This is a genomic window from Periweissella fabalis, assembly GCF_012396505.1.
Classification (GTDB): domain Bacteria; phylum Bacillota; class Bacilli; order Lactobacillales; family Lactobacillaceae; genus Periweissella; species Periweissella fabalis.
The window spans coordinates 163387-182239 of sequence record NZ_JAAXPN010000001.1; the positions used below are offsets into that span (position 1 = coordinate 163387).

An 18853-nucleotide genomic window follows, 5' to 3' on the forward strand; every position below is an offset into this window, starting at 1 on the left:
GTTAGACGGAGGTTTTTGGGGCTTTGAGCACGTCTTAGCTCAGCTGCCTTGGCGGAATTGTCTGGTCATTCGAGCACGTCTTGGCTCTACTGCCTAGAACGTCTTGCGGCTTTGAGCACGTCTTGGCTCAGCTGCCTTGGCGGAATTGTCTGGTCATTTGAGCACGTCTTGGCTCTACTGCCTAGAACGTCTTGCGGCTTTGAGCACGTCTTGGCTCTACTGCCTTGGCACTCCACCAACACAATTATTGCTAAATTAAAAACCGTCGAGCATCATGCTCGACGGTTTTTTAGTATGCAAATAAGTTAGTCGACATTTTCAACTGCGAGTTCATTAATGAGTTCGCGATGTTGTGGGAAGCTTGCATGTAATTCAGCTTGGCTAAATAGTTTGAAATCAGCAAACGTGAAGCCAGGAGCGACCATGCAACTGACTAGCGCATAATCATCACCAGCGGCAACCGATGAACCAAAAATATGCCCATGTTTAACAGTGTATTGTAAGACGTCGCCAGCGGTCAAGTCTAAGCCAACCGTGGTTTTTTGGTAGTCTCCATCCGGTAAGGTAAAATTTCATGGACTTGCAGTGATGAACCATAGTGGAAGTACCAGACTTCATCAGCCGTTAACGCATGTAAATGTGAAGGGCTATCCGCAGTGAGTAAAAAGTAAATATTTGTGTATAATGGGCGCTCTTGCTCAGCTAACCAAACGTCTGCCGCCGGTAATTCTTTGTAGTAACCACCTTCAGGATGGGGAATTAAGCCGAGTTTTTCAATCCAGTATTCTTTTGGAATCATCATATAAGCTCCTTTAAGTTAATAATTAAATTATTTCAATAATCCTAGTCGCTGTCAAACGTTGCTTAATATTTTCTTAATGGTATGTATTGCATACTATTAGTTTGTATAGTAGTATGTATTACATACCGTAGCAGGAGGATGACATGGCAGAAAATGTTTCAAGTCAATTGTTAAAAGGGGTGCTCCAAGGAATTATGCTCGTCATTTTAGCTAAAGAACCCAACTATGGTTATGGGATTACCAAAGCGATGAATGACTATGGTTTACTAGCAATTCCCAAAGGTACGATTTATCCATTATTAACCAGTATGACCAATAAAGGGTTGTTATCAACCGAAATGCACACGGCTGCAAGTGGTCGTGATCGCAAATATTATTATATTACCGCAGCTGGGTTAGCCGAAAAAAAGAAATTTATTAGTGAATGGCATGAATTAGTTGGGATTGTCGATGGCGTTGTGAAGGGAGAGTAGTACTATGAGAACCAGTGAATTAATTGAAAAAAATAATGAATTACGGCAGTTATTAAATCCTGAAAACAAGCAATTTTATAGTGATTTTTTAGTTTATATGCGTTTTAAGACCGTGATTAAAGATTCGTTCACAGTAGAAATTCTGTTACTCGAAATTCTTAATGATATTCTCGATGCCCAAGATGAAGGAACAAATGCGGTTCAATATTTTGGTAAAAATCCTAAGCAAGTCGCCGATGAACTGTTGGTAACGCTATCGAATTCTTGGCAAGCGATGCTATATTTTGGTGGGATTATTTTTGGTTGTTATGGACTATATACCATTTTATTAATGTTAGCGATGCCAACCGGGATGATCGATTTAGGACAGATACTATTGTTCATTATTTCTGGATTTATCATCGTGTGGTTTATATTAAAATATTTAGGTAATTTGGTATATCAAGTAAAACGGACCATCAAATCAAATATTTTAAGAATATTATTGATGATATTGTCATTTACTATGATTGTTGCTTTAGGTGGCGGAATCGGTCTATTGAAAACGCCATTACGATTTTTAATAAGTTCACAGGTTAGCATGGGAATCGTTATGATAATCATGGCCGCTTTAACAATTTGGTATTTCAAAATTGGTAAACCAAAGATGTTACCAATTTATGTAACTGGTATGGGATTGGGTATCTTGGGAATTTTACTACGTTTATAAATATGCTAGTAATACTTATTTTTAACTAAGGGAGAACAAACCGATGAGAACCAGTGAATTAATTGAAAAAAATAATGAATTACGGAAGTTATTAAATCCTGAAAATGAACAGTTTTACAGTGATTTTTTAGTTTATATGCGATTAAAATCATTTAAACAAAACGAGTTTAAAAGTGAAACGCTGTTACTCGAAATTCTTAATGATATCCTCGATGCCCAAGATGAAGGAATCAGTGCAGCGCAATATTTTGGTAAAAATCCGATGCAAGTGGCTGATGAGTTATTAAAGGTTGAACCAATGTCATGGCGTGAAATTATTAAATTAATTGGCCTAGTGGTGGAAAATTTGCTTGCATTTGCTTTCTTACCAGCGTTGGTTAATCCACGAGCAACTCTCGATGTTGGTCAATTTTTATTGATAGCGGTCTACATAATTGGCCTAATTGTCATAGGTATTAAGTACTTAGCGACAATGTTTTATCAAGCTAAACAAAAAATTACGAATAAATTTTTGCAATTGTTATTACAATTAATTGCCTTCGTGGTGGTCGGACTACCGGTTTGGGGATTATTTTACTTAAAGACGCCATGGCGGTTTATATTTAATGGCTGGTTAAGTATTGTCGTCATCGTCCTGGTTTTACTAGCGTTGACGATTTGGTATGTTGTTTTCACTAATAAGGAGACTAAATTAATTTATTTACCAATTTATCTATTTGAGCTTGTAAATGGTGGCTTAGGTATTCTAATGCGCTTTGATGAGATTGAAAGATTAGTATTTGATACCAAAAATGGTCGCTTACTCTTTGGTGGTGGTTTATTTATATTATTGGTGTTATTTTGGGTAATTATTCACCTCCAAAATCGAAAAAATAAAAATAAGTGATTAAAAACCGATCTGCGCATTAGCGTAGACCGGTTTTTTGTTGGTATTGGTTGTGGATTTGTAGTGCCCGAAGTTTGCGGTTCTTACGTTTATGATAGAAGCTACGGCCATAGCCCCACGCATAGATGATGAAAAGCAGGCACAGTGGAATCATTACATAGTCATACCATGTGAGTGTGGGGCTATTAAGCCAAATCAAAAATAAACCCAGGACACCAATGCCGGGCAAAATCGCCCCAAGCCAGAAATAGCGATTATTAGCGAGCACAAATTCTTCGAGTAAGATTAAGATAATCGCAATGATGATAAACGTAAATTGAGTCATTGTAGTGCCTCCTTTACCGATAGCTAATATGTAATGATAAAAATAAATAATAATTGAATTACTTTTTAATCATTATAATAAACATTATTGTTAAAAAAAGACACTCTCAAAGCTTGAAATTTATTAATGAATTATTATTGACTATTCAGTCAAAAATAATCATAATAAGGGCATGGGAAGAAATAAAAAATTTGATCCAACAGTCGTGTTACATGATATTGGCTGGTTGTTTATTAAGAATGGTTATAATGGGACATCGCTTGATGATATTGTTAAGGTAACAGGGATTCTACGTGGTAGTCTATACAGTACTTTCGGTAGTAAATTAGGGATGTTTATCGCGGCATTTGAGCTAAGTTTACATGAGGAGGATCCGCAATTGAAGTGGGGGTTGTTACTGATTGCTATGCTTGAAGTAGCTCCACAAAGCACTAAAGTGGCCCAAATGATTCAAACGTGGTATGCCACTAATCAAACACCTGATATTGAAGCCCAAATTGGCCATGCATTGTTGAGACACAGCGGTATTATTACTAAAGGAGAATAAATCATGGAAAATGTTGTTAAAATTGAAAATCAAACCTTAATTGTTATGCCACAAGGGGTTAACAAACTAGCTGCTTTAAAAGATAAACTTGAATTTCCGCTAGCACAAGTAGCCGGGGCCTCAATTGATGCTGGTATTTTACACGAAAGTAAAGGATTAAGGGCACCGGGAACCGCTTTACCAGGTTATTGGGCCGGTACATTTCACAAAGATGGTGAAAAAACGTTCTTTAATGTTAAAAGTAGTAGCCAACCAGTGGTAATTCAATTAAAGAATGCTGAATTTACACGGCTAGTTTTGGGTGTGGAGCAGCCAGAAGAATTGGTACGCACGATCAATGAGTACATCAATTAAACCTTAATCCGCGAAGCCTCCCAGTTGGTGTCGCACTATGATATTTGGTAGAATAATAAGTAAGTAATTAAGGGGGATGAATACATGTTAGATGAAATTAAAAACCGGCTTTTACCAAGTAATAATAAGGCAGGAATTTCAAATCAACGGGCATTAGCCACTATTAAAGGGGCATCTGTGGCTGCAGCAGGGGTGGCAGTGTCACCAATTCCGTTTACGGATGCAGCTATTTTAATTCCTGGTCAAACGGCAATGATTATTGAATTATACCGATTGTATGGTCGTTCAATTACGGAAGGGGCTATCAAAGGGATTTTAAGTTCATTAGCAACAACTACAGTCGCTCGTGGAGTTGTCGGAAATTTGGTTAAATTTATCCCTGGAATTGGGACGATTACTGGTGGTGCGATTAACGCCACGGTGGCATATACCTTTACTAATTCAATGGGGATGGCTGTTGCACAAGCCCTTGAAGCAGGAGAGCTTGATACGCCCGGTGATTTAAAAGACGTTATTCTGGCCGCCTTTAACTTCCGTCGTTCAAGTAAACATAGCAAAAAAGCACAAAAATAAAGCTAGTCAACTTAACATAACTTGTTTATAACCAGTCACTAATTAAAATTTTGGTGGCTGGTTCTTATTTTATTGCTTTAAGGGCGAAAGACACAGGTTTTCAAAGCCATGATGAAAGCCCATATCTTCAAATTATTTTTCCTTATAGTTCTGATTAAATATGTTATAATCTGCCTATTCAAAGTAAAGGAATTGACGAAATCATGCTTAACTTAACATCAACAACGGAATATGTCTACGTCCGTCACTATCGTAACTACCCCAGCGTTGATGTTAAAACATCAACGGGGGTTACATGTCCAAAATGAATTGCATAACTATGCCGTTAAATATTTGGAAAAAACGTATGGCCGCAAACATGTTTCACGGCCATTTCCCCAATCATTGGCGGCTAAAAAGTTTTTAGTTGCAGAAATTGCCGGCAAATTTGCTAAAGATTGCTATGATTTAGATCGTTGGCAAGCTAATAAAATCGGCTTGCACTCGCAAGGAGCCCGGTTGTTTTTGCTGACATTACTAACTAATTTCGGTCAATATCGCAAAACCTTGTTTAAAGCTTTTAAAATGAGTAGTCAGGAAAAAATGGCCTACAAAAATAATGAACATGGTAACAACGCAAAGCATAGGTCGTGGTATCGTAAAGGTTCACTCAACTTCTTACGTAAAAACAACTCCTACAAAACGATTTCATTGCCTGATAACAAGCAAATTCAAGTAGTTTCAAATCACGGTATTAAGATATAAGATTTTGGGGTACTACAAGTTGTTGAAAATATTAAAAACCTTGCTAATAAAACGATTGTGATTTCTAAATTAAAGCTAAAAGGCAATGGACACTACGAATTACAATTAGTAATCCGTGAACAAGTTGCACGTAAGCAACCTGACAATAAAATCGGCGTTGATTGGAATATGAAAGATAATAAAATTTTTCATACTTCAGCGGATCAAACACATTACCTTGCTACTGCGATTGCAGACCAAGCAGATTATTTAGAAACCCAAATTAATACTTTAAAATCCAGACGCGACAAACTGATTTGGCTACAATTTAATAGTCAACGGTTAAGTAAGCTAAATCAGCAGATTAAATATTTAAATATTAAACGGACCAATATCTTGAATGAAGCTTATAAAAAATTAGCACGGGCACTGTTCCAAGCTACCGATTTAGTTGTTGTTGAACAATTAGATAGTAAAGAAATGCGTGCCGTAAAACGAACCAATACGGGGTTAAACCGGAAACTCGCCAAAATCAAACCGTATCGGCTCATGGCATTAATTGAAATGACCGCTAATAAAACTGGTAAAACGTTGATTCGCGTTGATAGTTATAAAACATCACAAGTTGAATATGGCACCGAATTTGCAGAAAAGCACCCCGTGGCCGTACGTGATTGGATCTCAAAATACACTGGTAACATGATTTCACGAGATTTAAACGCTTCAAAGAACATTTTGGCATGGGGCTTAGACCCAGAAAAACACATCAAATTAAAAGACTACCCAGCGATTAAGCCAAGTAGTCTGATTGCAATAAATTAGTTTTAAAATAGGCGAAACAGAACCTTGTCGTCTTGAAAGGCTTTGAGGGCGGATATGTGCGTATCACTTTGAGTGTGCAAAACAAGTGCGATATATCCAACGATTTCCTATGCGGAAACCACTCGTCAGAGTGCATTGCCTAAACGTTTTCAATTAAAAATTGAAGCTCGTTCATTCATGGACGAGTAGTTCACTAAGAACTGCATGTTTCAAATCTGACACATACCAAGTAATTAAAGGTGCACTTAGGTATAATACTTTTTTGGTTTTAATTATTATATTCGGTAATACTAGTTATTTAGTTTAAAAATGATATTCGATTATGCTATTATTATTTGGAATATTATAAATTTTGTACTATTATATTTGATTACAACAGTACATGGGAGGTATATAGATGCGACAAACGATAGTCAGACGAGGCTTGGAGTTAGTTGCAGTAGTTGGTATTGTAGCGCTTGGATTTATTAGTCTAGCCCCGCAAAAACCTACGCAGCAAACGGTAACGCTCGATCACGGTCAATTAAAATATACAGGTGCAATCGCCAACAATAAGTTCAATGGCCAAGGAACATTACAAGTTCAAAACCAGGGAAGTTATACAGGTAATTTTGCAGATGGTCGTTTTAAAGGCTTAGGTGAATTTACAGCTAAACAAGGTTGGAGATTACAAGGTGATTTTAATAATGGGCAACTTGTTAACAACGTCAAATTACAAGTTGGCGATAAGACATATGCTCAAAAAATATTAGAGGACGGTACATTAACAAATGCGCATTAAATGGTTTAGTCTTGTCCGCATTACTGGACTTATTCTAGTATTGACATATCACTTTTTTCAAACCAAGTTTACAGGTGGGTTCATCGGAGTTGATGTGTTCTTTACCTTCTCGGGGTTCTTAATCACTGCCTTAATGGTGGATGAATTTGCCCGTTCAACTGACTTTAAATTGATTTCATTTTACCGGCGTCGTTTCTACCGGATTGTACCACCGCTATTTATTTCCGTTTTACTAGTCTTACCATTAACATATTTAGTTGATCATGACTTTGTCACAGGTATTGGTAAGCAAATTGCAGCAGCGTTAAGTTTTACAACAAACTACTTTGAAATTGGCACAAGTGGTAGTTATGAAAATAAATTTATTCCCCATTTGTTCGTACACACGTGGTCATTAGCTGTTGAAATGCATTTCTATATTATTTGGGGGCTAATCGCATTTATTATTGCTAAACTTAGCCGTCGTTACAGTAAAAGTAGTGATATTTCAGTATTGGTACTCTTTCGAAGTATGTTATTTGTAGTTGCATTAGTATTTACGATTGGTAGTTTTTTGGCAATGTACTTTGGTGCAATTGGCTTAAAGGATTTTTCACCAGTCTACTTTTCAAGTGTGACGCATAGTTTCCCATTCTTTATTGGTTGTATTTTAGGTATTTTAACGGGAATCAAAAACCATATTCATGCCTACAAATGGCTTACCAACCACTGTAACGCTTTTCTAGCAACTTTGATTGTGGTTTTAAGTTTCGCTGGGTTAGTAAGTTTAGGCTATACAATGAATTTTGATAGTTTGAACACATACCAAGGTGGAATGTATGTAGCATCAATCTTAGCGGGAATTATGATTTTAGGAGCTCGGTTACTCCATGATCATACGCCAAACCTTAATGAACCACGTTGGGCTACGTTCTTAGCTGATGTTAGTTACAGTGTGTATTTATATCACTGGCCACTATATGTAATTTTCTCACATATGATGCCTAACACAATTGCGGCTATCGTAACAACAATTGTATCAATTATTTTATCAGCACTTTCATACTACATTTTGGAACCAGTTATTGCTGGTAAGCCGGCTGAAGCCTTTGGTCGTGTCTGGACTTGGCGTCAATTAGGATTACCTATTATTGTCGTTGCAGTACTCTTAACGGTAAATGCCAATGCAGTTATCAAGGCTGCGCCACAAGTATCTTCATTAGAACAATCATTACTAGTTGGTGGTATCTATCAAGATGTTGATAAGATTACTAACACGCATGATGCAGTTCTAGCAGCCGCAAAACCAAAAACTAACAACGGTAAAGCTGATAAGAGTATTCCAGCAGGGGTATCAATTATTGGTGATAGTGTGACGCTTGGAACACGTAATTATCTTGGTGCCCACGTTGCTAATAGTAGTATTGATGCTGAAGGTGACCGGACAATGAACTTGGCTTATCAAGTAATGATGAACCAACAACGAAGTCATATTCTTCGGGAATATGTAGTTATTTGTATCGGAACCAATGCCTTAAATGATTACGCTGAGCAAACTATGAAATTAGTTAATGATTTGGCGCCTGGTCACAAGTTGATCTTTATGACGCCATACAACCAACATGCTACTGCTAGTTGGAATTCAACTAAGTCAGCGGTCTTAGAACGGCAGTTGGCTAAAAAATACGACTTTATCACAATTGCTGATTGGGATAAAGCAGCTGCACAACATCCAGAAATCTTCCAAGGTACAGATGGGGTCCACTTTGCTGGCCGTCACGCTGGGGATGTTTTATATGCAGATGTTATGAACCAAGCTTTAAAAGCGGCCCAAAACACACCAGCTAAATAAAGCCAGTGTGCTTGCAGCTAGCTACTTTAATATAACAAGTATTAAAAAAGGACTGAATTTGGTATTTCACCAAGTTCAGTCCTTTTGTGTTTCTTTAGCGTTCACCGTTTAACGATGAGCACGCTATCCATGAATTGTTTCTTCTAACTTGTCGCCAGCCTTATCAATTTTCTTAGCGGCAAAAACAGTACCACCAACTAAAAGGCCACCAACAAGGAGTGTTGCTGCAATCATAAATTTAAAAATTGATTTTAACACGTCCATCTTATTTACCCCACATTAAGAATATATAAGTTAGTCGGCATTGCGACCAACAAAGAATGAAACCACAGCAACGACAACTACCGCACCAATAATTGATGGGATTAAAGCCATCCCTGCTAAGTGTGGGCCCCAGTTACCAAGCACTGCTTGACCAACTGCTGATCCAACCAAACCAGCTACAATATTTGCAATCCAACCCATTGATTGGCCTTTGCTAGTAATTGCGCCGGCAATGGCTCCGATAATAGCTCCAATAATTAATACCCATAACCAATGCATAATAGTACCCCCTTATAAATATTGAATTTGATGTCTTAAATAAATAAGTTCTCATCTAACACATCTTTATTAAATTATAAGCTTCGGTTTAAAAAACTTCAAATAATGTGCTTACAAGGTATGTTGGATAGTGAAGAAATACCGTAATAAAGCGACGCCATAGTGGGGATGGCTTTGTTGCTCTTTTAAAATGCTTTGTAAGCGACTAGGGTAGTCGGTAATAATCGCATCGACGTTCATAACTGATAACCAATACATTGATGGCCGATCATTGGCCGTCCAAGCATACACTTGCTTCTTTTGCGCATGAATATCACGAACTAATTGCGGTGTTAATGTACTGTATTCAACGGTGTAAAAAGCATTTTTCCCTTTTGGTAAGGTATCAGTATTATAAGGTAAGATAAAACCGATTTTGATTTTATTATCATTTTCCTTAACATTTTGAACTAAGTTTTTATTAAGTGAATGTAAGATTGCATGGTTTTTAGTCAATTCAGGACCAAATTCCTTTAGAAAGGCGGTTAGCGTTTTCTTATTTGCGACCATGGAAGTTTTTAACTCAATTAATAATGGTTGATGGTGCTTGGTAGCATAGTCTAGATACTCGTGCAATGAAGGAACTTTAGCTTTTTCACCATCAATATGCATAGTTAAATTGGTGATTTGCTTAAGTGTTAGTTCAGCAGGGGTATTATTAACCCCAGTTAAGACTTTGAGGTTAGTATCGTGTAAAATAATAAACTTATTATCTTTAGTTAACTGCACATCGGTTTCAATATAATCTGGATGTGCACTTTTAATTGTATTTTTAAGGCTTTCCAAGCTATTGGGCAAGCCATTATCACCATCGACACCACGGTGTGAAATGACAATTGGTTGGCGAGTAACCGTTGGAAACCAGCTATTTTCAGTTGTCACTGCGACAGCTCCACAGCCTAAAAGCACTAAACTAGCAAGTAAGCGATTGCCCAGACCTAAATGCTGACGCAAGTTAAATGATAGCCGATTAGGATTTAAAATATGACGATTAATTTGCCAGATAAACCAAGTTGTTAAGGCATAAATAGCAGCTGTAAAGATAACCATTAAAACGTTGGCACTATGACGTGCAAGTGGGATGGCAGTAATTTCTACTAGCTTTTGTACACCGTATAAAAGAGCAGCCAAAATAGCTAAAACGACTAAGTTAGCAATAACTGAACCGATAAAACGTAAAACTTGATGCCAAGTGACGTTATGCCAACTATTTTTGCAAGCTTGGCGGAAGCTTTGCCCAGCCATAATATTAGGAATAACTTGACCTAATTTGATTAAAACTAAGATATAAACGAGGAGGCCCCCGGTAACAGCTAGTCCAAGTGCTGATTTTTCTAGTAAAACTTGCGAAATAAAATCAGGTAACTTAATCAAATTGGCCAATGGCAAGCGATAACCAAGCATTGTCATAGGAACAAATGCAATGGCATCTAATAATAGTAAGCCTAAAATTGTGGGGCTAAACAGATGTAAGCGTAAAGTAATGGCACTGGTATTGCTAAGCCACTTAATGATGATTTGGATTAAGAGGCTAAAGAACCAAAAAGTAATTAGATAGATAACTAAGGCCCCGCCAAATTGGTCCAGGTGACTTAAAATAAAGCCAACTAAAGCTTGAATTGTGGTACTAGGGATATTAGCTGTATTGGGAAATTGATGGTTAGCAAATGTAAAAATTTGTGTCCAAAGCCAATTAAAGGCTAATAAAACCAAGGGGGTAATAATAAAAAATGCTGGCCCCGTTTGATTCTCCCGTGGTGTAATGGTGTTGATACGACGCATAATAATTCCACCTTTCAGGTTATAATTTCTACCTTAATATTAGTGAAAAAAATGCTAATTGTAAAAAAATATGCCCGCTTTCAGGATGATTTTTGAACTTCTTTACATATTTATTACCATAATTAGGATAGAAATTTAACTAGATCAGCTATAATGTAACCACCTTAACAAATACGAATGTGAGGATACCATCATGTTAGTGCAAAACGTCCACGAGGTTATTAAAATCCAACCTGTTAGTACTGCGGATGCCAGTCAAGTTTATGCTTTAATCAAAAAAATTATCACCATCTAGCCCCATGGTTGCCATGGGTTAATAACCTACATACTGTTGACCAAGAAGCAACGTACCTTGAATATGCTGTGCATAAAATTATGCAAGGGCGTTTATATTTAGCTAACATTGTGATTGATGATCAAATTGTTGGCCAAGTTGAAATTCACAATATCAGTGCTAATAACCATCGTGGTGAAGTTGGTTATTGGCTAGATTCGGAATTTCAAGGCCGTGGAATCATGACCTATGCGGTACGCCAGGTAATTAATTATGCATTTGAAGAATTACATCTCCATCGCTTGGAATTAATTACGGATGTTGCTAATGAAGCTAGTCAGCAAGTGGCACGTCGCTTAGGTTGGAAGAAAGAGGCTTATTTAAGTGATTATCTAATTAGTGGGGATGGCTATCAAGACGCTGTCTTATTTTGTAAAATCAATCACCAGCAAGTTTAACTTTTGTAGCTCAGAAAATTTTTCTGAGCTTTTTTTCGTTATATAAGAAATAAAGTGAAAATTTTTTTACGAAAGCTTAGCCTAAAAATTATTGCTAGTTATTGCTCAAAATATTATTTATAAATGTCTAGGATTAAAAGGTTGATTTAATAGGCTTTTTGGCCTAAAAAATTTTTAGCAATGTTGTTTCGTCTATCGACCTATAAAAATAATTTATAAGATAGCAAATTTTTGACTATAATAACATTCGTCGGTTAAAGTAAGAGTATAGAAAATCAAAAAAGGAGCACAATGATATGCTTACAGGAAAAGATTTACTCAACAACCCATTTTTGAACAAAGGAACCGCCTTTTCAGCCCAAGAACGTGCGGACTACAAACTCAACGGTTTGTTGCCAACAGCTATCCAAACGCTCGACGAACAAGTTGCAGCAACATATGCTCAATTAGAAACTTATACTACCCGTTACGAACAAAACAAGTTCTTAATGTCTGTTTACAATACTAACCGCGTGCTTTACTACGCTATCGTTGGTTCACACATTAAAGAATTGTTGCCAGTAATTTACACCCCAACAATTGCTGATGCCGTACGTGGTTTCTCAGATGACTTCGTTCGTCCAAATGACGCCGTTTTCCTTGATGTTAACCACCCTGAAACGATGGCTGATGTCTTGAAAGAAGCTAGCAAGGATATGCCACAAGTTGATATGTTAGTTATCACTGATGGTGAAGGTGTGCTTGGAATTGGTGACTGGGGTATCCAAGGGGTGATGATTTCAGTTGGTAAGTTAGCCGTTTATACAGTGGCTGCTGGTATCAACCCACAACACGTATTACCAATCGTGATTGATAATGGGACTAACCGTCAAGAATTACTCGACAATCCTAACTATGTTGGTAACCGTCAAAACCGTAAAACTGGTCAAGAATACTGGGATTACATTGATCAATTCGTTGAAACTGCTAAAGGCATGTTCCCAGATGTATTATTCCACTGGGAAGACTTTGGTCGGGCCAATGCCAGCGTAATCTTGGAAAAATACAAGAACGAAATTACAACTTTCAATGATGATATCCAAGGAACTGGTGTGATGATGGCAGCATCAATGAACACCGTTGCTAAGGCATCTAACAAACCCGTAACTGAACAAACTTATGTTGTCTTTGGTGGTGGAACGGCTGGTATCGGGGTTTCTGATCAAATCCGTAATGAAATGGTCCGTCAAGGAATGACTGAAGAGGATGCAATGAAGCGTTTCTACATTGTAGACCGTTACGGTTTAGTTATCGAAGGTCAAGAAAACTTGACTGAAGGCCAAACTCGTTATGCGCGTCCCGCTGACGAATTCTCAACTTCAATGGCAACTTTGACAGATGTTGTTAAAGCTGTGAAGCCAACTGTCTTGATTGGTACTTCAGGTCAAGCTAATACTTTCACACAAGAAATTGTTGAAATCATGAGTGCTAACACTGAACGTCCAGCTATCATGCCAATTTCAAACCCAACTGAATTACAAGAAGGTAAAGCTGATGACATTATTAAGTGGTCTAAGGGTAATGCCTTGGTAGTTACTGGTTCACCTTCAGATCCGGTTGAATTTGAAGGTACAACTTACTACATCGGTCAAGCTAACAACTCATTACTTTACCCTGGTTTGGGTGCTGGGATCGTGGTTTCTAAGGCAAGCACTGTGACTGATGCAATGCTTTCTGCTGCTGCTCACGGTATTGCTGATATCCAAGACTTGTCAGAAAAGGGTGCTTCATTGTTGCCACCTGTTGAAACTGCTCCACAAGCTTCTAAGTATGTCGCAATGGCCGTTGTTAAGGCTGCGATTGAAGACAAGGTTAACCGTGCTGAAATTACTGATGTTGAAGCTGCGGTTGATGCAAGCATTTGGAAAGCTGAATATTAAGAAGAAGAGTGCGAAGCCAACTGGGAAGTAGTGAGCACTACTGACGCATAGCAAAAGATACGGTCTTAGTATCTTAGCTATGCGACGGTAGGCGGAACTACTTGGTTGGCTGAGCACGTCTAGGCTCTGCTGCCACAACGGAATTTGAACCTTCCTAAAAATTTGCAGATACATGAGAAAAAGGAGCACGGCAAAACTAATTTTTAATAGTACTTTGCAGCCAAAACGTGCCCCATAGATTCGATATATTTTGAATATATTAAAAATCCCAGGAAAAATTCATTTCCTGGGATTTTTGCTAGTATCTTCTTCGTATCACTTGGTTATTAATGCCGCTTTAGTCAATAAATATAAGGCAATTGTGACTAAAAAAATGTATTATTTACTTAAGGCTATATTGATTAATAGTCTACTATTTAGACAGACAAATTGAGGTCAAGTCCATGGACACATACACGCTTGAAAGCATGTTAAATTATCGTTATTTTGCTACTTCAGCTGTTCAAAATGCCAACCAAGTAATGGCGATGAATCTATTAGTACTTAGTATCGATTGGTCAACTAACTGGCGCAAAGAACATACCATTACACCAGGCCCAACGATTATGGCAATCAGTGAATTACCACGAGGCTATGCGCAAAGTGAGGCTGTGGCTCAGATATTAAACCCGTTGATTGAGAAAACGCCATATGGGTACTTATTTCAAAATATGATGACTACTTATCTAGAATTTGAGTTTGATAACGTAAGAACACAGCAGTTATTAGCTGATAGCTTGCAAACCGTTGCCAAACTTGATTCTTTTGTACCAGCTATTGAGCAATTAGCAGCGTGGTTAACAACGTACACTAATTATTTAGTTGCACATGGTGAAACCAATGCCTTGTTAATTCCCACAGTAGTTAAAAATCGATTGCAAGCATTGTTTGCACCGCTTACTGCAGATATTAAAAATATGTATTTACATGGGATTGATAATATTGATGTACCATTTTTATTTGGTAATCCAACAACTAAATTTTATTTAGCGCATCAAGCAGATCCAGTGTTAGAATTATTTGCCAGTTTAAGTCAATTTTTACATCAAATGCCGTTAAGCCAAATGCTGCCGATTACCGATGTTGATTTTGAGGTTCAAGGCGCCCAATTGCCAGTTTTCGATGCTTTATTAGTCCGCTTAATTCACGTACCAATCTTAGAAACTGATCAAGATGAAGCTGATAAAGCAACTTTGATGAATATCGCTAAGCATTATTTTGACGTTGAAGCAATTATGCTGACAATGATTGCTGCTAATGCACTAGATGCAAAACAAATTGTAGTTATGGCTCAAGTTAATCCACAGCGTGATTATTTATGGCAACGTTTTTGGCAAAAGTTAAAAGCTCTGCCTGACTTAAACTTGGCTTTTGAAGCTTTTCCGCTAGGCGTTATCGCTGATACAGAGGTTGAATATCGCTTGGTAACGATTACTTCAACACAGCGGTAATATAAAAAGCCAGTTATCAACGGATAACTGGCTTTTAAGGGGTGTGTGGTAGCTTATCTTAGTGTAGTCCGGGGGGATTAGTGACTAAATAAGCTCCATCGTCATTGTAGCAAATTTTGTAGTATAACCAAAATGATTAGCATTACAATTTAATATAATTACTAAAAAATTGTAATAATTCACCAAGTAGCGATAAAATACTAATACAGGTTAATAGTATAGATTGATAAATGTTGATGATGGAGAAGGAGAAAGCGATGTTATTACCGACAAACCGAATGGCCATCGCCGTAAGTATTAGCGGGAAGAGCCAAACGGATATTGTAAATCAAATAGCTGAGTGTCAAAAATACCCAATTGATTTAATTGAATGGCGGCTTGATGTTTGCTTAGCAGCTGGTTATCGACCAACAGCGATGGACATGCAGTCAATTATTACTACTAGCTCGGTACCAATGATTTTAACGTATCGAACGACGGCTGAAGGTGGTGAGTATCCATTTGAGCCCCATTTATATACGCAATTATATTTAAATGGTTGGCAAGCTGGGGCAACTTTTTTAGATGTCGAATATCAAATTTGGCCTAAAGTAAGTGCAGAACTTGCTGGCCAAAAATCAGCAATTATCATGTCTTATCATAATTTTGAAATAACCCCCAATAATTTATTAACAAAAATTCAAGCCATGGCCCAAGCTAGGCCGGCGATGATTAAAATAGCAGTTATGAGTCATGGCGCCAAAGATACCGATTATTTACTTAGGACAATCGCAAGTTATCAATCTATTCCGATGATTGGGATTGCGATGGGTGCCGCTGGCGCACGTAGTCGGACCGCTGGCTTTGCTTATGGCTCGCGCATTACCTATACGACCTTACCAAGCACGGCTCCAATGGCTCCGGGACAAATTGATTTACCAACTCTAATTACGGTGCTCCATAAAGGACACCCACGTTTTTAATGAAAGCGAGAATTACCTATGATTATTACTAACCAAGATAGTGCGACGGCCACCGCCTTAAAAGACCAATTAGTAGCTCAAAACCCAGATTTATTAATATTCCAGCACGCCCAGAATTTAGCTTTACCAACGGTTAAAACGGTGGCAAACTTACCAATTGAATTACCAGCAGGTGCGCAAGTAATCCTTAACCACCATGCCGCTGTGCAATCAACGCGGGCTTTTCACCCGGAAAACACGGTGATTACGACCCCCCACAGTGAGATTGGCGATGGTAGCTTAGTGATTATGGCCGGTCCGGATTCAATTGAAAGTGCCGAGCACGTGGCACAAATGGCGACTGAAGTTCACGCGGTTGGCGCAACCGTGTTACGCGGGGGTTCATTTAAGCCGCGAACAAGTCCTTACAGCTTCCAAGGGGTCGGTGAAGCGGGATTAATCGCCCACCGGCAAGCAGCCGATGCGGCCGGCTTGGACATGGTCACGGAAGTCCTTGATCCGCGGGATGTCGATGTTGTTGACCAATACACGGATATTTTCCAAATTGGTACACGGAACATGCAAAACTTTGCGTTGTTAAAAGCCGTCGGAGCCAAACGTAAACCGGTCGTTTTAAAGCGGGGGATGTCAGCCACGCTTGATGAATTTTTACAAGCGGCCGAATACATCGCCGCTGGTGGCAACACGCAGATTATTTTAATGGAACGCGGGATTCGTTCATTTGATAATAAATACACGCGCAACACCCTCGATGTCGGCGCAATTGCGGTCTTGAAGCAAATGACGCACTACCCAGTCTTACTCGATGCCAGTCATGCGGCCGGTGAACGCGCCTTAGTAACGCCATTAACCTTAGCGGGAGTGGCCGCCGGCGCGGATGGTTTCATGCTAGAAATTCACGATAATCCGGATGCTGCCTTTGTTGATGCGCAACAAGCAATCACGCCTGCCCACATGGGGGAAATCGTGACCAAGGCGCGCCAAATTCATGCAATTGTGCGAGGTGAATAAATGGAAGCTGTCATGTACACAACTGATTACCGGCAAACGTTAGCCACGGTGCTAGCTGAATTGCCTGCCCAACGCGTCTTAGTGTTAACCGATGCGCAAGTTGGCGCGTTATACCTTGAACAAACGGTCGCCGCCCTGGCCGCAACAGGCAAAGCAGTGCATACGATGACTGTGCCCGTGGGTGAAACGAGTAAATCGTTAACGACCTATGAAGCAATTAGTCAAAAATTGGCTAACGAACATTTTGATCGCCACGATGCCTTGATTAGTCTCGGCGGTGGGGTGATTGGTGATTTAGGGGGCTATGTTGCCAGCACATACAAGCGCGGAATTGCGTTTATTCAAGTGCCAACCTCATTTACAGCTCAAGTCGATTCGAGTGTCGGTGGTAAAACGGCGCTAAACCTGGGGACGCAAAAAAACGTCATCGGCACCTTCTATCAAGCGGTGACGACGATTATTGACAGTCAATTTTTGGATACGTTAAGTACGCGTAATTTGCTGGAAGGTTATGTCGAAACCATTAAGATGAGTCTGTTAGCGGGGGGTGATTTTGCCGCCTTGACGGCTACCATTAGCACACCTGGTGAAATTTTGACCCATCGCGATGCCTTGATTAAAGCATCAATTGACTACAAAACCCACATTGTGGCGGGGGATTTCAAGGACTTTGGCCAACGTAAATTCTTGAACTTTGGGCATACGATTGGCCATGCGATTGAATTAGCGGATCCAGATTTAATGCATGGGGAAGCAGTTGGGATTGGGATGTTCCAATTAGCCCAACTCTTGATGCCAATTGAGATTCAAGCCGCCATTCGCGAACGCTTAGCGGCCTTGGGGTTACCGTTATCATCACAATACTTGGGCACGGTCGCCTTTTATGATAATTTGTTAAATGATAAAAAAGTCGCGGGTAGCACGATTGATTTGGTGGTCTTACCAGTCATTGGTCAACCAGTACTGCAAACGATGCCGTTGACTGAATTCAAAACGTTGCTCCAAGGCGCTAATTAACAGGAGATATACCATGGGAAAGAAAGTCCACCGTTTACAAAAAGAAGTTGAAAGTTTGCGGCAAGATGTTATGACGCTGCAAGTCATTGTCCGCCATCAAATTGGCGATCACCCCCAGACGTTAACGGAATGGGCGTTACTCGCTAATATTTCGTTGCGCGAACAGGGCCGATTAATGATGCATCTCTTCAAAGCCCTGGAAAAAGGGAAGCCTGTAACCGTTGACCACGTGACGCGGCGCTTGTTCAAATATAATCATCAATTAGATCAAGCAGAATTAGCGGAACTACGCCCGGACACAGAGGCATACTTGCAATTAGTTTACCAACAAGATCCCGAATATTATCGCGAACTAATGGGTAACATTACGGATTTTAAAATTAAATAGTTGGTGATGGAACAGTAAATCATTAAACTATCTTAAAACAGCTATCTTTGATAATAAGATAGCTGTTTTTGTATTTTTTATACAAAATAAGTGACTTAAATTCATAAGATGCTATAATTAAGGGGGATTTAAAGGAGGTGTCGC

22 protein-coding genes and 1 pseudogene are annotated in these 18853 nt (G+C 38.9%); 17 read left to right on the top strand and 6 right to left on the bottom strand.

Annotation, left to right across the window (positions count from 1 at the left end):
- Positions 1-305: 305 nt before the first annotated feature.
- Together HF964_RS10055 and HF964_RS10060 are read right to left on the bottom strand one after the other, a co-directional pair.
- Positions 306-521, bottom strand: a complete 216-nt coding sequence (locus HF964_RS10055; RefSeq protein WP_420850111.1) for a cupin domain-containing protein — start codon at positions 519-521, stop codon at positions 306-308.
- A gap of 2 nt (positions 522-523) precedes the next feature.
- On the bottom strand, positions 524-802 hold the full coding sequence (locus HF964_RS10060) for a cupin domain-containing protein (protein WP_420850112.1): 279 nt from the start codon (positions 800-802) through the stop codon (positions 524-526).
- Between the two features lie 143 nt (positions 803-945).
- Between HF964_RS10060 and HF964_RS00800 the strand changes: the two genes are divergently transcribed.
- From HF964_RS00800 to HF964_RS00810, 3 genes are read left to right on the top strand one after another with little or no spacing between them, the layout of a single operon-like run.
- Positions 946-1275 (top strand): PadR family transcriptional regulator, encoded by a 330-nt coding sequence (locus HF964_RS00800; RefSeq protein ID WP_168721153.1) that lies wholly within the window; start codon positions 946-948, stop codon positions 1273-1275.
- A 4-nt stretch (positions 1276-1279) separates the two neighbouring features.
- Positions 1280-1984 (top strand): DUF1129 domain-containing protein, encoded by a 705-nt coding sequence (locus tag HF964_RS00805; protein ID WP_168721154.1) that lies wholly within the window; start codon positions 1280-1282, stop codon positions 1982-1984.
- A gap of 43 nt (positions 1985-2027) precedes the next feature.
- Positions 2028-2870 (top strand): DUF1129 domain-containing protein, encoded by an 843-nt coding sequence (locus HF964_RS00810; protein ID WP_168721155.1) that lies wholly within the window; start codon positions 2028-2030, stop codon positions 2868-2870.
- 19 nt (positions 2871-2889) lie between these two features.
- Here the strand turns inward: HF964_RS00810 and HF964_RS00815 are convergent, their stop codons facing one another.
- On the bottom strand, positions 2890-3195 hold the full coding sequence (locus HF964_RS00815; RefSeq protein WP_168721156.1) for a hypothetical protein: 306 nt from the start codon (positions 3193-3195) through the stop codon (positions 2890-2892).
- A gap of 172 nt (positions 3196-3367) precedes the next feature.
- On the opposite strand from HF964_RS00815, the gene HF964_RS00820 reads away from it, so the two are divergent.
- The 7 genes from HF964_RS00820 to HF964_RS00850 all read left to right on the top strand — a co-directional run bounded on the left by HF964_RS00820 (position 3368) and on the right by HF964_RS00850 (position 8826).
- The gene (locus HF964_RS00820; RefSeq protein WP_168721157.1) at positions 3368-3742 is read left to right on the top strand and encodes a TetR/AcrR family transcriptional regulator; all 375 of its coding nucleotides are present in this window, start codon (positions 3368-3370) and stop codon (positions 3740-3742) included.
- Between the two features lie 3 nt (positions 3743-3745).
- A complete protein-coding gene (locus tag HF964_RS00825) occupies positions 3746-4096 on the top strand; it encodes a PH domain-containing protein (RefSeq protein ID WP_168721158.1) in 351 nt (116 codons plus the stop codon).
- Positions 4097-4180: 84 nt separating this feature from the next.
- On the top strand, positions 4181-4669 hold the full coding sequence (locus tag HF964_RS00830) for a YcjF family protein (protein ID WP_168721159.1): 489 nt from the start codon (positions 4181-4183) through the stop codon (positions 4667-4669).
- Positions 4670-4900: 231 nt separating this feature from the next.
- Positions 4901-5413 carry a hypothetical protein gene (locus HF964_RS00835; protein WP_168721160.1) on the top strand — a complete coding sequence of 171 codons (513 nt, stop codon included), beginning with the start codon at positions 4901-4903 and terminating at the stop codon, positions 5411-5413.
- Between the two features lie 57 nt (positions 5414-5470).
- On the top strand, positions 5471-6214 hold the full coding sequence (locus HF964_RS09910) for an RNA-guided endonuclease TnpB family protein (protein ID WP_210726971.1): 744 nt from the start codon (positions 5471-5473) through the stop codon (positions 6212-6214).
- A gap of 397 nt (positions 6215-6611) precedes the next feature.
- Complete coding sequence (locus HF964_RS00845) at positions 6612-6995, top strand: MORN repeat-containing protein (protein ID WP_168721161.1); 384 nt, start codon at positions 6612-6614, stop codon at positions 6993-6995.
- On the top strand, positions 6985-8826 hold the full coding sequence (locus HF964_RS00850) for an acyltransferase family protein (protein WP_168721162.1): 1842 nt from the start codon (positions 6985-6987) through the stop codon (positions 8824-8826). Before HF964_RS00845 ends, HF964_RS00850 begins: the two co-directional genes overlap by 11 nt.
- A 123-nt stretch (positions 8827-8949) precedes the next feature.
- Here HF964_RS00850 and HF964_RS00855 read toward each other — a convergent pair whose 3' ends face one another.
- The 3 genes from HF964_RS00855 to HF964_RS00865 all read right to left on the bottom strand — a co-directional run bounded on the left by HF964_RS00855 (position 8950) and on the right by HF964_RS00865 (position 11190).
- Positions 8950-9090, bottom strand: a complete 141-nt coding sequence (locus tag HF964_RS00855) for a hypothetical protein (protein ID WP_168721163.1) — start codon at positions 9088-9090, stop codon at positions 8950-8952.
- A 30-nt stretch (positions 9091-9120) separates the two neighbouring features.
- Positions 9121-9369 (bottom strand): GlsB/YeaQ/YmgE family stress response membrane protein, encoded by a 249-nt coding sequence (locus HF964_RS00860; protein ID WP_168721164.1) that lies wholly within the window; start codon positions 9367-9369, stop codon positions 9121-9123.
- A 111-nt stretch (positions 9370-9480) separates the two neighbouring features.
- A complete protein-coding gene (locus HF964_RS00865; protein WP_168721165.1) occupies positions 9481-11190 on the bottom strand; it encodes a glycerophosphodiester phosphodiesterase in 1710 nt (569 codons plus the stop codon).
- A 303-nt stretch (positions 11191-11493) separates the two neighbouring features.
- Between HF964_RS00865 and HF964_RS00870 the strand changes: the two genes are divergently transcribed.
- The 7 genes and pseudogenes from HF964_RS00870 to HF964_RS00900 all read left to right on the top strand — a co-directional run bounded on the left by HF964_RS00870 (position 11494) and on the right by HF964_RS00900 (position 18709).
- Positions 11494-11922, top strand: coding sequence for a GNAT family N-acetyltransferase (locus HF964_RS00870; protein ID WP_168721166.1), 429 nt, complete (start codon positions 11494-11496; stop codon positions 11920-11922).
- Positions 11923-12206: 284 nt separating this feature from the next.
- Positions 12207-13841 (top strand): annotated as a pseudogene (locus tag HF964_RS00875) (NAD-dependent malic enzyme); the annotation flags it as partial.
- Positions 13842-14284: 443 nt separating this feature from the next.
- The gene (locus HF964_RS00880) at positions 14285-15331 is read left to right on the top strand and encodes a hypothetical protein (RefSeq protein WP_168721168.1); all 1047 of its coding nucleotides are present in this window, start codon (positions 14285-14287) and stop codon (positions 15329-15331) included.
- Positions 15332-15588: 257 nt separating this feature from the next.
- Positions 15589-16293: a type I 3-dehydroquinate dehydratase gene (locus tag HF964_RS00885; RefSeq protein ID WP_168721169.1), complete on the top strand. Its 705-nt coding sequence runs from the start codon at positions 15589-15591 to the stop codon at positions 16291-16293.
- An 18-nt stretch (positions 16294-16311) separates the two neighbouring features.
- The gene (gene aroF, locus HF964_RS00890; protein WP_168721170.1) at positions 16312-17304 is read left to right on the top strand and encodes a 3-deoxy-7-phosphoheptulonate synthase; all 993 of its coding nucleotides are present in this window, start codon (positions 16312-16314) and stop codon (positions 17302-17304) included.
- Positions 17305-18321 (top strand): 3-dehydroquinate synthase, encoded by a 1017-nt coding sequence (gene aroB, locus HF964_RS00895; protein WP_168721171.1) that lies wholly within the window; start codon positions 17305-17307, stop codon positions 18319-18321. It abuts the gene before it with no gap.
- A 13-nt stretch (positions 18322-18334) separates the two neighbouring features.
- Positions 18335-18709: a hypothetical protein gene (locus HF964_RS00900; protein ID WP_168721172.1), complete on the top strand. Its 375-nt coding sequence runs from the start codon at positions 18335-18337 to the stop codon at positions 18707-18709.
- Positions 18710-18853 lie beyond the last annotated feature (144 nt).

Excerpts from the sequence above, each read along its gene's own strand:
- HF964_RS10060 (WP_420850112.1), bottom strand. The coding sequence starts at position 802 with ATGATGATTCCAAAAGAATACTGGATTGAAAAACTCGGCTTAATTCCC.
- HF964_RS00800 (WP_168721153.1), top strand. The coding sequence starts at position 946 with ATGGCAGAAAATGTTTCAAGTCAATTGTTAAAAGGGGTGCTCCAAGGA.
- HF964_RS00805 (WP_168721154.1), top strand. The coding sequence starts at position 1,280 with ATGAGAACCAGTGAATTAATTGAAAAAAATAATGAATTACGGCAGTTA.
- HF964_RS00810 (WP_168721155.1), top strand. The coding sequence starts at position 2,028 with ATGAGAACCAGTGAATTAATTGAAAAAAATAATGAATTACGGAAGTTA.
- HF964_RS00815 (WP_168721156.1), bottom strand. The coding sequence starts at position 3,195 with ATGACTCAATTTACGTTTATCATCATTGCGATTATCTTAATCTTACTC.
- HF964_RS00820 (WP_168721157.1), top strand. The coding sequence starts at position 3,368 with ATGGGAAGAAATAAAAAATTTGATCCAACAGTCGTGTTACATGATATT.
- HF964_RS00825 (WP_168721158.1), top strand. The coding sequence starts at position 3,746 with ATGGAAAATGTTGTTAAAATTGAAAATCAAACCTTAATTGTTATGCCA.
- HF964_RS00830 (WP_168721159.1), top strand. The coding sequence starts at position 4,181 with ATGTTAGATGAAATTAAAAACCGGCTTTTACCAAGTAATAATAAGGCA.
- HF964_RS00835 (WP_168721160.1), top strand. The coding sequence starts at position 4,901 with ATGTCTACGTCCGTCACTATCGTAACTACCCCAGCGTTGATGTTAAAA.
- HF964_RS00845 (WP_168721161.1), top strand. The coding sequence starts at position 6,612 with ATGCGACAAACGATAGTCAGACGAGGCTTGGAGTTAGTTGCAGTAGTT.
- HF964_RS00850 (WP_168721162.1), top strand. The coding sequence starts at position 6,985 with ATGCGCATTAAATGGTTTAGTCTTGTCCGCATTACTGGACTTATTCTA.
- HF964_RS00855 (WP_168721163.1), bottom strand. The coding sequence starts at position 9,090 with ATGGACGTGTTAAAATCAATTTTTAAATTTATGATTGCAGCAACACTC.
- HF964_RS00860 (WP_168721164.1), bottom strand. The coding sequence starts at position 9,369 with ATGCATTGGTTATGGGTATTAATTATTGGAGCTATTATCGGAGCCATT.
- HF964_RS00865 (WP_168721165.1), bottom strand. The coding sequence starts at position 11,190 with ATGCGTCGTATCAACACCATTACACCACGGGAGAATCAAACGGGGCCA.
- HF964_RS00880 (WP_168721168.1), top strand. The coding sequence starts at position 14,285 with ATGGACACATACACGCTTGAAAGCATGTTAAATTATCGTTATTTTGCT.
- HF964_RS00885 (WP_168721169.1), top strand. The coding sequence starts at position 15,589 with ATGTTATTACCGACAAACCGAATGGCCATCGCCGTAAGTATTAGCGGG.
- aroF (WP_168721170.1), top strand. The coding sequence starts at position 16,312 with ATGATTATTACTAACCAAGATAGTGCGACGGCCACCGCCTTAAAAGAC.
- aroB (WP_168721171.1), top strand. The coding sequence starts at position 17,305 with ATGGAAGCTGTCATGTACACAACTGATTACCGGCAAACGTTAGCCACG.
- HF964_RS00900 (WP_168721172.1), top strand. The coding sequence starts at position 18,335 with ATGGGAAAGAAAGTCCACCGTTTACAAAAAGAAGTTGAAAGTTTGCGG.